The organism is Thalassoroseus pseudoceratinae, assembly GCF_011634775.1.
In the GTDB taxonomy this organism is placed as follows: domain Bacteria; phylum Planctomycetota; class Planctomycetia; order Planctomycetales; family Planctomycetaceae; genus Thalassoroseus; species Thalassoroseus pseudoceratinae.
Genome location: NZ_JAALXT010000002.1, coordinates 1,167,448 through 1,181,783, shown reverse-complemented (window position 1 = coordinate 1,181,783; position 14,336 = coordinate 1,167,448). Strand labels below are relative to the sequence as shown.

General features: G+C 55.3%; 13 protein-coding genes and 1 tRNA gene. 6 read left to right on the top strand and 8 right to left on the bottom strand.

The genetic code is table 11. The annotated features are described in order from the left end of the window. Nucleotides 1-66 precede the first annotated feature (66 nt). Nucleotides 67-1,578 carry a trigger factor gene (gene tig / locus G6R38_RS10085; protein ID WP_166823777.1) on the bottom strand — a complete coding sequence of 504 codons (1,512 nt, stop codon included), beginning with the start codon at nucleotides 1,576-1,578 and terminating at the stop codon, nucleotides 67-69. Nucleotides 1,579-1,798: 220 nt separating this feature from the next. Beyond that, nucleotides 1,799-1,871 (bottom strand) — tRNA-Gly (locus G6R38_RS10080). Between the two features lie 472 nt (nucleotides 1,872-2,343). Here G6R38_RS10080 and G6R38_RS10075 point away from each other — a divergent pair. Then, the gene (locus G6R38_RS10075) at nucleotides 2,344-2,673 is read left to right on the top strand and encodes a branched-chain amino acid aminotransferase (protein WP_166823774.1); all 330 of its coding nucleotides are present in this window, start codon (nucleotides 2,344-2,346) and stop codon (nucleotides 2,671-2,673) included. Nucleotides 2,674-3,014: 341 nt separating this feature from the next. Here the strand turns inward: G6R38_RS10075 and G6R38_RS10070 are convergent, their stop codons facing one another. The 3 genes from G6R38_RS10070 to G6R38_RS10060 form a co-directional block, all read right to left on the bottom strand. Further along, nucleotides 3,015-3,800 (bottom strand): DUF3050 domain-containing protein, encoded by a 786-nt coding sequence (locus tag G6R38_RS10070; RefSeq protein WP_166823770.1) that lies wholly within the window; start codon nucleotides 3,798-3,800, stop codon nucleotides 3,015-3,017. A gap of 94 nt (nucleotides 3,801-3,894) precedes the next feature. Further along, on the bottom strand, nucleotides 3,895-4,941 hold the full coding sequence (locus G6R38_RS10065) for an endonuclease V (protein ID WP_166823765.1): 1,047 nt from the start codon (nucleotides 4,939-4,941) through the stop codon (nucleotides 3,895-3,897). A 19-nt stretch (nucleotides 4,942-4,960) separates the two neighbouring features. Continuing rightward, nucleotides 4,961-5,638, bottom strand: a complete 678-nt coding sequence (locus G6R38_RS10060; RefSeq protein WP_166823761.1) for an NAD(P)H-hydrate epimerase — start codon at nucleotides 5,636-5,638, stop codon at nucleotides 4,961-4,963. Nucleotides 5,639-5,817: 179 nt separating this feature from the next. Between G6R38_RS10060 and G6R38_RS10055 the strand changes: the two genes are divergently transcribed. Then, nucleotides 5,818-6,651 carry an SDR family NAD(P)-dependent oxidoreductase gene (locus tag G6R38_RS10055; RefSeq protein WP_240928141.1) on the top strand — a complete coding sequence of 278 codons (834 nt, stop codon included), beginning with the start codon at nucleotides 5,818-5,820 and terminating at the stop codon, nucleotides 6,649-6,651. A gap of 90 nt (nucleotides 6,652-6,741) precedes the next feature. Continuing rightward, nucleotides 6,742-7,173: a carboxypeptidase-like regulatory domain-containing protein gene (locus G6R38_RS10050; protein WP_166823755.1), complete on the top strand. Its 432-nt coding sequence runs from the start codon at nucleotides 6,742-6,744 to the stop codon at nucleotides 7,171-7,173. A 205-nt stretch (nucleotides 7,174-7,378) separates the two neighbouring features. Here the strand turns inward: G6R38_RS10050 and G6R38_RS10045 are convergent, their stop codons facing one another. From G6R38_RS10045 to G6R38_RS10035, 3 genes are all read right to left on the bottom strand, one after another. Further along, nucleotides 7,379-8,284, bottom strand: a complete 906-nt coding sequence (locus tag G6R38_RS10045) for a DUF1559 domain-containing protein (RefSeq protein ID WP_166823752.1) — start codon at nucleotides 8,282-8,284, stop codon at nucleotides 7,379-7,381. A 232-nt stretch (nucleotides 8,285-8,516) separates the two neighbouring features. Then, complete coding sequence (locus tag G6R38_RS10040; RefSeq protein WP_240928140.1) at nucleotides 8,517-9,812, bottom strand: DUF1501 domain-containing protein; 1,296 nt, start codon at nucleotides 9,810-9,812, stop codon at nucleotides 8,517-8,519. 66 nt (nucleotides 9,813-9,878) lie between these two features. Continuing rightward, complete coding sequence (locus G6R38_RS10035) at nucleotides 9,879-11,654, bottom strand: DUF1549 domain-containing protein (RefSeq protein WP_166823749.1); 1,776 nt, start codon at nucleotides 11,652-11,654, stop codon at nucleotides 9,879-9,881. 390 nt (nucleotides 11,655-12,044) lie between these two features. Between G6R38_RS10035 and G6R38_RS10030 the strand changes: the two genes are divergently transcribed. The 3 genes from G6R38_RS10030 (at nucleotide 12,045) to scpB (ending at nucleotide 14,206) form a co-directional block, all read left to right on the top strand. Beyond that, nucleotides 12,045-12,803 (top strand): Crp/Fnr family transcriptional regulator, encoded by a 759-nt coding sequence (locus G6R38_RS10030; RefSeq protein WP_166823746.1) that lies wholly within the window; start codon nucleotides 12,045-12,047, stop codon nucleotides 12,801-12,803. A gap of 125 nt (nucleotides 12,804-12,928) precedes the next feature. After that, nucleotides 12,929-13,327, top strand: coding sequence for a hypothetical protein (locus G6R38_RS10025; protein WP_166823743.1), 399 nt, complete (start codon nucleotides 12,929-12,931; stop codon nucleotides 13,325-13,327). A 33-nt stretch (nucleotides 13,328-13,360) separates the two neighbouring features. After that, complete coding sequence (gene scpB, locus G6R38_RS10020) at nucleotides 13,361-14,206, top strand: SMC-Scp complex subunit ScpB (protein WP_166823740.1); 846 nt, start codon at nucleotides 13,361-13,363, stop codon at nucleotides 14,204-14,206. The last annotated feature ends 130 nt before the right edge of the window (nucleotides 14,207-14,336 follow it).

The window sequence follows — 14,336 nt, the reverse complement described above, 5'->3', positions numbered from 1 at the left end:
TGGAACCGAGCCCACTTGTCGGACCACTACCGCTTCCGGACGGTTGAGTTAGACAGAACTTGGAGATTACGCCGAACCCGGGAATGCGGACTCGGGATCAACAGCCTGCGGAATGCCACCTTCCGTCGGCACATTGAACTGACCGCAAACGGCCACGGGAATGGCTTCGACAGTCGATGGTTCGGCAACCGGTTCGGAGTCAACGTCCTTGAACTGGGCTTTCTCCAGCACGACGTCGACCGCCTTACGCTCCCGAATCTGAGCTTCGAGGTTGTCCATCATGCCGGAACGAATCATCCGGGTTCGCAACCGACGGACGTTCTCTCCCTGCTGCATCGCCATCATCTGAATTTCCCAGTCAATCTCTGACTGAGCCACTTCGATGCCTTCGGTCTCGGCGATCTTGTCGAGCACGAAGTGCTCTTTCAACGCCTGACGAGTTGTGCTGACGGCATTTTGCCGCAACTCATTCTCACGGCTTTGAATCTGCGTTCGCGTGAACCCGGCTTGTTGCATCTCGAGAATCTCACGACGCATGGCATTCTCGACCTGTTTCCGAACGAGGTCTTCCGGCAACGACCAATCCGCGGACTCAGTGATCTTCTCGAGCACTTGCTCACGGACACGCTGCCGCTGTTGGTAGGTCACTTGTCGTTCGAGGGTGCCGCGAATCAACTCTTTGAGTTTCTCAAGCGACTCGACGCCAACCTCTTCAAAGAACGCACTGTTCAATTCAGGCTGAACCATTCGCTCGACCTTGCGGACAGTGAATTTCACCGCGACGGTTTCGCCACGCATCTCGAGCGAACTGGCTTCCTCACTGACCGTAGTCTCGGTCTCGCGAACGTCGCCAACTTTCGCCCCTTTCATCAACTCATCAAACGCAGCGACTTCGGCGTCATGAAAACGCAGGGTCGGCAACAAACGAATTCGCTGATCGGGACTCTTCCGCAGCGGACGCCCGTCATGCTCGAAGGCGATGTCCGCCCGAACGCTGTCGCCAGGTTCGGCGGCCGCATCCGACTCTTCGAACTTCGCGAACTGTTCGAGGAACTGTTGCAGATAGTTTTCCACATCCTCATCCGAGACGTCATCACTCGGACGTTCGATCACGAAGCCTGAGTAGTCCGGAAGATCAAAAGACGGCCGCACCTCAACTTCAAAGTCGTAGGTAAACGCGCCTTCTTCCGGCAGATCGAGACTTTCGATATCGATGTCTGGCTGATTGATTGGATCGAGTTGGTCTTCCTCTTCGAGTTGCTCGAGGCTTTGCAACAGCACGTTGCGTTTCACCTCATCAACCAACTCTTTGCGGAACCGGCGTTCGATCAACTTCCGCGGAGCGTACCCCGGGCGGAAGCCGGGAACCGAAGCTGTCTTCAACAACTCACCGGTTGCAGCCTCGAAAAACTTGTCAATGTCTTCTCGTGGGACGGTCACACTGACGTGTTTTCGACACGGGCCAGCATCGGCAATGTCGACTTCGAGTGACAACCGATCCGGATTGGCAGTGGTATCAATGACGGTCGTTTCCGTCACATCCGGTTGGTCAGTCGTTGGGGTATCTGAATCGCTCATATCTGTTTCCTTCAAAGTGCTCGCCAGACTGTAGCTAAGTCACCCATTGGCTTTCAATGGTACCGCCGGGATTCACTGCCGGTATTTTCGAGTCTGGCTGGAGAGGCACGGCGAAAACGATGGACTCTCGCTGAGCGCAAACAAAAAAGACCACTCGACTCATGGAGTCGGGCGGCTTTTGGTTGCCCCCAGTTAAGGGCCGTTTGTTGTAGATAAAAAGAGCGGGTGAAGAGACTTGAACTCTCGGCCTTCTGCATGGCAAGCAGACGCTCTACCAACTGAGCTACACCCGCGTGGTGGAGGTAATCACGCCTCGCGTAATGGGATTATGAATTAATCTCGCGTGGAGTCAACTGTCCCAGCTCAGATTTCATGGGATTTTTTTGACCGCGTCTGATCCGGTCGGATTCAACCGTGTGGGAAACCGGCATCATGTTGCATCTTGGCCACATTGATCGGAACTCGATGTCCGCTATGGACTAAAAACGCGTGGCCCGAACTTTGGCCAATCCACTGTTGGAAAAGGGCAACATTGGCCGTTTGGCCGTGTTAAGCCGGTTGAACATCGATTCGATTTTCTGGCAATCCCGCAAGTCTCTTGGCGCGCTGAGTTTACGACACGAGTCAAACACTGGTTGTTCAAGTTTCTGATCGAGTTCCGCGGTTTGGCATTCCGTCTGCTTTACAACCAATCATCAGCCAAACGATGGCTCACAACAAGAACAACTTCGAGCAACTGCCTCATATCAAAAGAAAGCCTTCACCATGACTAACCTCGCCACCGCCTTGCTGAACGACGAAGCCGGTTTCATTGTCTCCGCTGAGTTGATCCTGATTGCCACGATTCTCGTACTGGGATTGGTGGTGGGCTTATCGGAAATTGCCAATAGCGTGAATGGAGAGCTGAATGATGTCGGAGCTGCGATCGGCAGCGTCAACCAAAGCTACTCCTTCTCCGGATTCACCGGCTGCAAAGGGCAACTGGTTGGTAGCAAGTTCCGCGACCATCGAGACGAGGGCGACTCGCAGCACGACATCTCCTGCGACTTCGGCCCACGACCGGAAGCACCGAAAGGCTCCGGCAAGAACTACTAAGAGAACCGCCACCTAACTCGAAACTCACCGCCGCCCGAATGGACCGACCCGAATCTCACCGCCGCTTTGACTGGACGAGACCTGTCTCTCACCGCTTCTGCTCGCTGACCCGAGCTGTCCGCTGACCCCGGACACCTGGCAAGTTGCCCGAAAGCCCGCTTCCATCTGACCCATGGAGGCGGGCTTTTTTCGTTCGAAGACCACGCGTTTCCCAACTGGTGGCAGGTTAGGGTGTTTCACGTGAAACGGACCGAGTCGGCGAGTTGGAATGGTTGCCCCGCTTGCGAACTCTGTTTCACGTGAAACGGATATCAGCGACGTCTTTCCCCGATGACCGGCGACTACTGGTCCTGAATGGCGGCCAACACGCCGTCCCACAATCGAATGCGAAGTTCGATCGCGGCGATTGCGGCATCCGTGGCTTGCTGCCATGCCTGTTCGTTCTGTCCGCAAAGTTGCGTGACCAAGCGAATGGCGAGCGGTCCGTGTTCGTCGCCGTCCAGTTCGATGTGCCGTTCAAGATAGTAGGCCAGTCGTTGAACCGATTGATTCTCCGACGGCAAGGAACGAACCAGTCGATTGAACATCTCGGGGATGATATCTTCCCGTCCGAAGCAGAACGCCGCCGCAACTTCATGGGGTAGGGCGTTCCCGGCGACATCCAGATTCGCAAGCGTGAATTCGCGGGTCGCCTCAGGGATGTCGACGGTGCCCAATGCATCCGCTGCGGAAGTCCCCGATTTCACTGAGGACAAGAAAGCATCAATCGGCCCACCGTCCGCGTGGAGTTCGTCCATCGCGGATCGATAGAGCTCGAAGTGACTGCAATAACCACCGTGACCATCTTCGTCGGTTTCTTCACCGAGGACGATCTCGTTCACGAAACGAGCCAACGAGGGATCAGCGGGTGGTTGCCAGGGTAGGGCGGTGTATGTGACCTCGGTTTGCAATCGTTTGAGAAGGGACATGAAATCCCAAACCGCAAACACGTGGCTTCGCATGAAGGTGCGAACGGACGGCAGGTCTTGAACGGCGTCGTAAATCGGATGGGCCAACAACCGCGTTCGATGGGGTGCCAACGCCGGTTCGATGATGCACTCAACCGAGAAACTCTTGACGACACTCATAGCACTGCAACCGTTTCGTTCCGACTCGACCCTGGGGAAAGACGCTCTAACCCTGCGAGGGATTGTAGACGGTCCCCATACGATCGGACATGCCCTACGGAAGTTTTTTCGCCTCGAGACGACTGATCGCATCCGCATGGAAAATAGGCTCCGGCAGACGATGCCCGTGGAAAAGCAGGTTCGCCAGTCGCGTCGCATCCGCCACGTCGATGCGGTGCCCTGGCGAGACGAAGATGGGCCGGTTCTTGTCAGTGGCTCGCATCGCAGTGCCGAGAAGCTCGTCTCCATCCATAACTGGTTGCGAAGCGTCTGACTTGACGCTGTCTTGGTCCACCCGACCACAGAGCAGTTTCTTGCCAACCCCAACCGTGCGGATGCCCGCCCAGACACCCAGTTGGCAAGCGATCCCCGCTCGTCTCGGATGAAGTCGGCCATTGCCATCAACGAACACGACCTCGGCGACCGGCCGCTGAGCCCTGACTTGTTTCAGCAACTCGAGCAGCACCGGGACCTCTCGGAAGGCGAGGTAGCCGGTGATGTAGGGAAATCGAACCGGCTGACACACCGTGTGCGTCCACACAAGCTGACCACATGCCGTCTCGACGACGGCATAACATGCAACGGCTCGACCGTCGCCGACATACGAAAGATCGACCGCGGCGATCTCGGTGGGCGTTCCCGGATACGGTTCGACAACCAAGTCCCCGTGCAAACCCTCCTGGAAGGTCCGCAGAACGGTCAACGGGGATGAAGTCTCGAAGTCATTGAAGCGATAGCGATCCAAGTCGACGCGACCATCCCGAACTTCGATTCCTTCCTCGATCAGCCGCAACGACTTGGCATCTTGCTCCGTCATGGTTGGTTCCTCATCGGGTTGAACCGATTCGGCATAGAACCGGCCCAGGTCTCCGTTGGCAAGTACGACGCGATGTCTAGGAACTTGCTTGGCCCATTCCGGTGACAACAAGAATTCGCCGACCCAACGTGCCGCCTTACGATCGCCCAACGCATCGGCCAAGTCACCGTACGTTGTCACACAACCGATGGGCACTTGCTGAATGAGGGTCACCAGACACTGGAACAGGTCCGGAATCTCCGGCCAACTGTTCGAGCGGTCAGACGATGAGGCAGGACGATTCATAGCGGGCGGAATCAGAAGTTCAATTGGGCAGGGCGGCTTTCGGTGCCCCGATGTCAATCACACGAACTTCGCCCAGAAACGGTTTGGCCGATGGCTGCGAGAAACCCAGTTTCGGAGCGACGAACGTCGCAGTGCGATTGGCTCGAATGCATTCACCGAGCGGTTCGCCGGTATCGCAGTCCAACCCCGAAGGGAGATCGACCGCCAATACAGACGCCTTCGCTTCGTTGATTGAACGAATGACCGTGCCGAACGGTTCACGGATTTCTCCCTGCACACCGTTGCCCAGCAGAGCATCCACGATCCAGGTGGCAGAGGATAGTTGCTCCCGCAGTTTCCCTTCATCCACGTCACCGCCCCAAACAGCCAACGGTGTGCCAGCATGCTGAAGAATCTTCAGGTTGATAGCGGCATCACCTTGGATGTCATCGAGGCTCGCAAACAGTAACACACGGACGGCAACTCCTCGGTTCTCCAGATGCCGAGCAATCACGAACCCATCACCGCCGTTGTTTCCTTTGCCAGCACAAACGATGACGTTCTCACGTAATGGACGATCAACCAGTTCCGACTCCCACAGCCATTCGGCCGTGTTGCGTCCGGCATTCTCCATTAGAGCCACACCGGGCATTCCGTATTCCTCGATGGCACGCCGATCGACGGCTCGAACATCCTCACGACTGAGTGGCTGATGCATGTCGGCCTCCTTTCTCAATTGCGACCCCAACCACTCTAACTCTACCAAATCCTCAGGGATTCGCGTATCCAGCCGGGATGTGGACTCCCGCTGGCTCTGTCGGTTCCGTGGGGATCGCCTGCGTGGTAGGATGTGGTTTGGAAGTGATTGCAATTGATGGACAAGCAAGGAGTTCCAGCTTGCTGGACACATATGCGGATCGGTGGGCCTTGGTGACCGGTGCGTCCTCCGGAATCGGAGCGGCGTTCGCGCGGCGATTGGCGGCGCGTGGCATGCACTTGGTCTTGGTCGCTCGGCGTCAAGAGGCCATGGAGGAACTTGCCGCCGAACTCGACACGCAACACGGAACACGATCCGTGGTGATTCCATGCGACTTATCCCAAGCCGATCAGATCGAAGAGCTAGCGGCGGAGATTCAGAAGCGTCAAATTGAAATCGAACTGCTGATCAACAACGCCGGTTTTGCGTCGGTCGGTGAAGTCGAGCGAACCGATCCGGCGACTATCCGGCAACTGGTCGACGTCAATATCCAAGCTTTGACCGAGTTGACCTATCGGTTCCTGCCTCAAATGTTAGGACGGGGGCACGGGGCGATTGTGAATGTCTCCTCGGTCGCAGCGTTTCAGCCGGTGGCATGGATGGGAGCTTACGCGGCCAGCAAGGCGTACGTGTTGCACTTCAGCGAATCGATCTGGGCCGAGGTCCGTGATCGAGGCGTGACAGTGATGGCATTGTGCCCCGGCGTCACCAAAACGAATTTCTTCGATGTGGCCGGCGTGCCCAATTGGCTGAAGAAGCACTCCTCGCAAACTCCCGATGCGGTCGTTCGCAAAGCGCTACGTGCGATGGAAAAACGACGGCTCTACGCAATCCCCGGCAAGATGAACTACATCCGCTCGCTGCTCGTGCGTTTTGCTCCGCGAAAAATGGTCGCCAAGCAGACCCTGGATTACTTCCGTCCAAAGTCAAACCTGACGGCGGAGACCACGACAGTGACGGACACAAAAAAGTGACTGAAAGGTAAACACGCTGGCCAAACCGAACTAAACACTCAGCGTGTGGCAAAAAACAAGACTCAACAATTCAACAGGAGTAATTGAACCATGGCGTTCCGTGGATTCGTTTGGAAAGCATTCACGTGTGGAATTCTCACCCTGAGTGTGGGGTGTGGAGCATTTGGCGGAGCCGAAGTCGGCGAGGTGACCGGCAAAGTCACACTCGACGGCGAGCCGCTTTCCGACGCAGAAGTTGCATTCGTGCCCACGAGTGGTGGGACGACATCGACCGGCTACACCAGCGAAGACGGGTCATACCTTCTGGTCTACGATGCCGAGCGGGACGGTGCGGAAGTCGGCGAGCACACGATTCGTGTCACGCGAATCCAGCCAGAAGCCCAAGACGGCGAAACACCAAAGCAATACGAAAAGCTGCCAGCCAGCTACAACACGGAATCGGAATTGAAGATCGAAGTCAAATCCGGCTCGCAAACGGTCGACATTCCCCTGAAATCCGACGGCACAGTACCGACGCTTTAGTATGAAGCTTGTGTAGGTGTACCGAGCGGTCGGTCAATATCGCTGACGATCGACAGACATCGAAAGCGACTCACCGCAGGAAGTTGTCACCTATCGCAGCCTGCTACCGAATCACTTCTCGACAATCACACAAAAAGAAAACCGGCCCTGAGAGCGTTAACTCTCGGGGCCGGTTTCGTTATTTCACCGGATATCAGTCAAAACGTTAGTTCGAGATGACCTCGCCACCACTTCGTGTGCTGTGCGCCCGGTAGTTGGTGAGGACGATGCTTTCCGAAACGAAACGCGTCGAGCCATCCACCATCAAGAAGTGACAACCACCTGGGTGGTAACTTCCGGCGGCTTCCTGATCTCCTTTGTTGATCGGGTCACCCCAAGTCGCGTCGATCTCCATTCCGACCAAGTACTCGGAGATATCGCGTGGGGGATTGTTATCGCCGCCATCGGAGAAACAGTACTTGCGATCGCCACCCGGCATGCTGTCAGACAACTTCGTTTGCACTTCAGCGACGAAATACGTGTTGGTGGTTCCGTCGGTTACGTCTCGCATTCCCACGGCACTGTTCAAGAAGAACATTCCATCGCCCCGATAGGCGGCGTCATTTTGCCCATCGGCATGATCGTCGTTGAATGTGTTGGAACCGCAGACACCATTATACGTGCTGATTTGGTATCCCCCCTGACCCGAGTAGCTCAGGTTCCCATCTGGATGTGATGGGCATTGGAAGACAGTCAACTTGGTATCTCGCCCCGCGAGCCGCTGTTCCGTGTCGCCGCTTCCGCCATTGTCGGTACCAGAAACATTGGACACAGCATCATAGAGGTTATCCTGTTCCAAGAACGGCAGAATTTTGGCATGCCAAGTCCAGCCGAAACCGTAGTGCTGGCTACCTGTCCAATTCGTGACGTTGCCCGCTGGGAAGGCGCCGTTGGTGTCGTGGTAGTTGTGCAATGCCAAACCAATGTTTTTCAGATTGTTTTTGCACTCGGTTCGGCGAGCGGCTTCACGGGCCTGTTGGACCGCAGGAAGCAAAAGTGCAATCAAAATTGCGATAATCGCAATGACGACAAGAAGCTCAATGAGCGTAAACCCACGTCGAGACGTGCTCATTTTGGAAACCGTCCTTTTCAATAGAACTGAGAAATGGGAGTGCGCAAGAAAAATGCGCAATGAGGAATTCGGCAAAGTCTAATTTAGAACTCGATTGAGTGCGGACACATATCCTGACCGATAAGCGTTGACTTGTCAAATGATTCGTCGATAGCTTTCCGCTTCCATAAAAAAATCCCGCCGATAGAGTCGGCGGGATAAACTTAGTTGGATCCATCGAGTACACAAAGTCTTAAAACAATTCGGAAATTGTCTCGCCGCCATCGACGATCTTCATCGGTCGTCCAAGTGGACTAATGTTTTCAATCCGTGGGTCAATTTCCAACGAATGACAGATAGAACAGAACAAATCAGGCACCTCGACGGGACGATCTTCGACCGCGGAGCCGTCGGCCGATGACGAACCAATCACTTGCCCACCACGTACGCCGCCCCCTGCCATTGCCGCATTGAACACGCGGGGATAATGGTCCCGACCGGTCCGTGGGTTGACTCGTGGTGTCCGTCCGAATTCCCCCATCCAAACGATGAGTGTGGAATCCAAACGGCCGCGATCTTTGAGGTCCGCGATCAGGGTGGCGAACGCGGGATCGACTTGCTGGGCCAGACCGCCAATTCGTTCGAAGTTGTCGAGGTGCGTATCCCATCCGCCTGAAACAACTTCAACGAAACTCACGCCGGATTCGACCAATCGCCGGGCCAACAAACACCCCTGACCGAATGGCGTCTCACCGTATTTTTGACGAAGTGACTCCGGTTCGGAGGACAAGTCGAATGCCTTGGTCTGATCGCTGACCACGAGTTGGGCGGTCTTGTCATAGATCTTGCGATGCTTTTTGACCACGTCGGCACCGCCTCGGTTTGCGAATTCGCCTTCGAGTTGATCAAGCAAACCACGACGACGATCGAACCGATTCCGGTTCACGGGCAAGGCCACGTTGTCTGGCAGTCGCCCCGGTTGCGGGATGACGAACGGTTCATATTGCACGCCAAGAAAACCCGCGCCCGCGCCGCCGATGTTGCGTCCACCGCCCACCGTGACAACGGCGGGAAGATCGAGATCAGGGTCCGCGATTTGATGAGCAATATTCGCCGACAAACTCGGATGCTTCACACTCCCCGAAGGCACGTAGCCGGTGTGAAGTTGATAACTCGCACGCGGATGGCTGCCTTCACGATTGGTCATGGACCGGATCAAGGCGATGTCGTCCATCATTTTCGCGGTTTGTTCCCAACCTTCGGCAATCTCGATTCCGTTGGTCGCCGTCTGAATCGATTGCGTCGGGCCACCGTTTTCGGTGCCGGGTTTGGGATCGAAGGTCTCGAACTGACTCGGCCCGCCGGCCATCCAAAGCAGAATCATCGAGCGATTCTGTCGTTGCAATTCGGCGGCTTGCAAACTCATCCAATCCCGAAGATTCAACACACCACCTGCGACCGCCGTTGCGGAAACCGTGTGCAAGAAACGCCGCCGACTGAAATTCGTCTTTCGATTTCGCAAAACCTGTTCGTGCAGTTGTGTCATCATGGTTTAGTTTCCCGTTTGAAAGTCTGTGTTTCCAATGAGATTTTTGTGCGAGACAATGGCCGCTTGTTACCGCCGCGTGAGGAATTCGCTAGAGTTCAGCAAACTCCATAGCAGGTCCTCATAGGCTTCCGAGCGATTGTTGACGTCCGCGATGTAGTCCTGGCAAATTCGCAGTTCCTTCGCTGACGGTTCGCGAGCCAACACCATCAAATACAGTTCCGCCAAAGCGTCTTCATCGTCGTCGAACCGATTCAACAGGCGGCCAAGTTGCGTGTCCGCCGTCGCCCGGATCGCCCGATTGACTTGCGGCGAATTCATCAGGTAGAGAGCCTGCGGAACGTCGCCGGTCATGTCGGCCTGCGGTGTTGATGGATCGAAGCTAAACAGTTCGTTGAAACCGTCCCGAGGAGTTTGGGCACGCCGATACAGTCCGCCACCGCCACGCGGAGTGTTACCTTCGGGTTCCGACGCATTCACGGCTTGCAATACTGCGGTGAAAAGTTGGTCGGAACGCAATCGGGTTGCTCGTCCTGAGGCGAATGGAACTGCCGAATTTGCCGGAGTTTCAGGACGAATTTGACGTGCATATGCATCCGTCGCGGTGATAGTTTTGAACAGCCAATGCAGATCGTGACCGCTGGCGACGAAGCCGTTCGCCAGAACTTCGAGTGCTTCCGGATGCGTCGCGGATCGTTCAGGACCGATGTCGTCGATCGGCATATAGAACCCTTCGCCAAGCAACTCGGACCAAGTCCGGTTCACAATCGCGCGGGCCAACCACGGGTTTTTCTCCGATTTGGTGAGCGAATCGGCTAGCGATTCACGACGGATTTCATCGGTCGCCCCCGGTCGCACGGCCTCGGTATTCACGAAAAAGACCGGGTCGATTTTCTCACCTTGAGCGACTGGGTCTTCCAAATTGGGCATGAAATGTTCGGCCGATCCACGACCGGGCATCATCGGCGGATTGAAACTCTTGAGTTCCTCCAAGTTGATCGCCTTGTCTTTGTCGGTGTCGACCAAGCTCAGCAAGCGGTCGAAATTCCGTCCCAACGGGGAACGACTCACCTCCGACTTCTGCAATTTGCCATCGCGATTCCGGTCGAGAAACCGAAAAGCTCGCTCCGGATTCTCCTGGAAAAATGCTCGACGACGATCGCTCTGCGGCGTCACCCCCACCACCTCGTAAGACACCACTCGGTCGCCATCGCGTTTCGGACGCAGCGAGATCCGTGGGAAAAACGCCGCCAACTCGTGAAACTGTTCGCGGGTCCAAGAGTCGGTTGGATGGTCGTGGCAGTTGGCACATTGAATTTGAATGCCCAGGAAAATCCGTGACACTTCCGAGGCCACTTCTTCCGCAGTTGCTTCTTGAGCGAAGATTAACCCGGTGGCACCGTTCTCGCGGACATCGCCAGTCGCGGTAATAATCTCACGGGCAATCTCATCCCAGGGCGTGTTCTGTGCCAACTCGGCTTCCATCCAATCCGTGAAGCTACCGCGGCCGATAATCGCCCGCTGATTGGTCGCGCGACTGAAGACTACATCCCGCCAGTATCGGGCCCAATTCTCGGAGTATTCACTGGACTCCAACAGCCGATCGACCACTTGGGTTCTCTTATGAATATCTGGATTGAGTCCAAATAGCGTGACCTCACGAGAGGTCGGCAGTTGACCGGCCAAGTCGAACGACACGCGTCTGAGAAAATCTTCGTCGCTCACGAGTGGTGCGACTTCGATTCCATGTCGTTCGAATTCTGTATTCAACAAGCGATCAACTTCCACCGCGGTCTCCAGCGGATCGGGCGAATTCGGTTCACCGGCCTTGATCACGGCTGGCATTACCATCGAGATCCCGAGCAACCATGCAGTAAACAAGCGACCACAACGACAACGTCTTTTACGCAGGTGACACATCGATTCGACTTTCCAGAAAATCTCGAACGGAGGCGATGGGAGTCCAAATGCTTGAACGCGTTGTGCATGAAACCCCGGCAACACCAGATGGGTTTCGGAAAAATCGGACTAAGTGTCCCGGTCGTTCGAGCACCGCCAAATGTCATCCGACTTCAAAATTCCGAACGAAGCCATGACCGATCGATCCCACACTGATGGCAACAACTGCCACACATTCGTCCAGTTCCGAATACTTGTCGAGACGCGATGCGTCAGTTAAGCTGCGGTTGATATCCGCACTCCCGATCGGCGTGACCGAATCGCAGGGACACGTTTATGGATGAGAAGTTTTGGTTCCTCAAGAACTGTGATTTGTTCCGCCGGCTCACGCAGGAACAAATCGAACAGGTCGAATTGCGTTCCCGTGCTCGGGAATTTCAACGGGGCGAAGTGGTCTACCTTCCCTCCGATTCCAGCGATTCGATCGTCCTGCTGACAAGCGGCCGGGTGAAAATTTACCATCTGACAGCCGACGGCAAAGAAGCGGTGATCGGGTTGATTGATCCTGGTGAACTGTTCGGGGAACTCGCGGTCTTTGGAAACGGCCCCCGAGAAGAATTCGCCGAGACGATGGAAAAATCGACGGCGGTTCTCATTCCCAGTGAGTTGGTTCATCAACTCATGCAAGACCATCCAACCGTGACGCTTGGTGTGACAAAATTGATGGGTCTGCAGCGTCGGCGAGTCGAACGGAGATTGAAGTCGCTCCTGTTTCGTTCGAATCGCGAACGCGTGATCTATCTGCTTTTGGAACTGGCCGAGAAATACGGACAGCCAAGTGCGGACGGCGTGCGGTTGACCATTCGGCTTTCTCATCAGGAGTTGGCGAACATCATCGGCACTACCCGGGAATCCGTGACGATGTTGCTTGGCGAACTTCAAACCGAAGGGTTGGTCAAAATCGAACGACGGCGGATCATCCTCCGTGACCTCCAACGCTTGGCCAGTTCGATCGGTGCCGACACGCCGAAAATTATGCCAACCGATGAAGTGGGAACCCGTCTTTATCGCCAAGTTCGTGCTCAGTCCGGTTAGCTACGGAAAGTGTAATCTGTTTTACAGACACGCATCCTCTCTGAGACTATTCTTGAACTATCCTTTCTTAGCCTTTCGACGAATCAGTACAACCGACGCAACAACGCACAATTGAACAGACTATCATGAGCGAATGGAGCGACTGTCCGCGTGGTGAAGTGGGCCAACTGGTCCACAATTTGCGACGTCGACATCAAAAGCAAATTTGGTTACAGTCCGCCGGAGTCGCGGCTGGATTGGTGCTTCTGATCGGTGTTGCGGGTTGGTGGTTTCGGTTCGATTCCGCCCCCCGGTTGACATGTCGAGACGTTCATAATCTCTCCGGTCAGTTCGTCAATGGGGAACTTGACGAGCAAGCTCACCAGCAAATGATGACACATTTTCGACGTTGTCGGAAATGTGTGGACTATGTCAAACGGGAGTTCCCAAACTACCATTCCCCGCTGCTCGACGAAGACAACCAGAATCATGCCGCTCGACCGCGATTTGATTTCCGTCAAGTCGCATGGGTTCATGCCCTTTGAGCATGGTCCTCGATCTGCGAAAAGGACTTCGCAATGGAAGAACCAAATCGAACGGAACTCGACGATCTCGAGATTGAAGAACCGGCCGCCGAAGACGCGATCAGCGACGATTCGGCCACCGATGAACTCGACGAAGCCTATCTTCGAGCGGTCGAAACCATCGACAACATCGAAGCGGAATTGCCAGGCTTGGAATCTGGTTACGATGGTGACGACGACGAAGTCGGATCGCTCAACGACTTCCCTGGTTTCCAAGCTCCCGAAAAACCGGACGCCAGCGACGAGGAACCGGAGTCGGCTCCCGAAGAATCGGTCGAGGAAACCGAGGACGCCCCCGAGGTCATTCCCATCGGTCCTCGCTTGCAAGCCCACCAAATTTTGGAATCGGCGTTGTTCGTTGGTGGAGAACCGTTGACATCAAAAAAACTCGTCGGAGTTTTGGGGGACGGGTTCGATCGTGACTACGTGGAGCACGCGTTACACGAACTGAACGTACAGTACGACCGTGAACGGCGACCGTACGAGATTTCGTTGGTTGAAGGTGGTTGGATCATGAAACTCCGCCACGAATATGAGCCCATTCGGCACAAGGTCTACGGATACGGTCCGAAAGAAATCCGCCTCTCGCAAGAGGCCCTTGAGATGCTTTCCCTGATTGCGTATCACCAACCGATCAGCAAGGAAGAAGTTGAAAAGCATTTCGGCAGTCGCCCGAACGCCGTTCTCAGTCAACTGCTGCGGCGGGAACTAATTCAACTCAAACGCGATCCCGACGACAAGAAAAACGTCAACTACGAAACGACCGCTCGGTTTCTTCAACTATTCGGGCTCGGAAGTTTGGACGAGTTGCCACGTGCCGGGGACTTATACTTCAAATAATTCTGGGGCGGAAATGCAGACCGTTCGCCAGACTTTTCAGCCGATGCACAAATCGCGAGATCGCATCTCTCGAACCATGACACGAAAAAAGCCACCGAGAATTCCCGGCGGCTTTTTGAAATTGTCGATG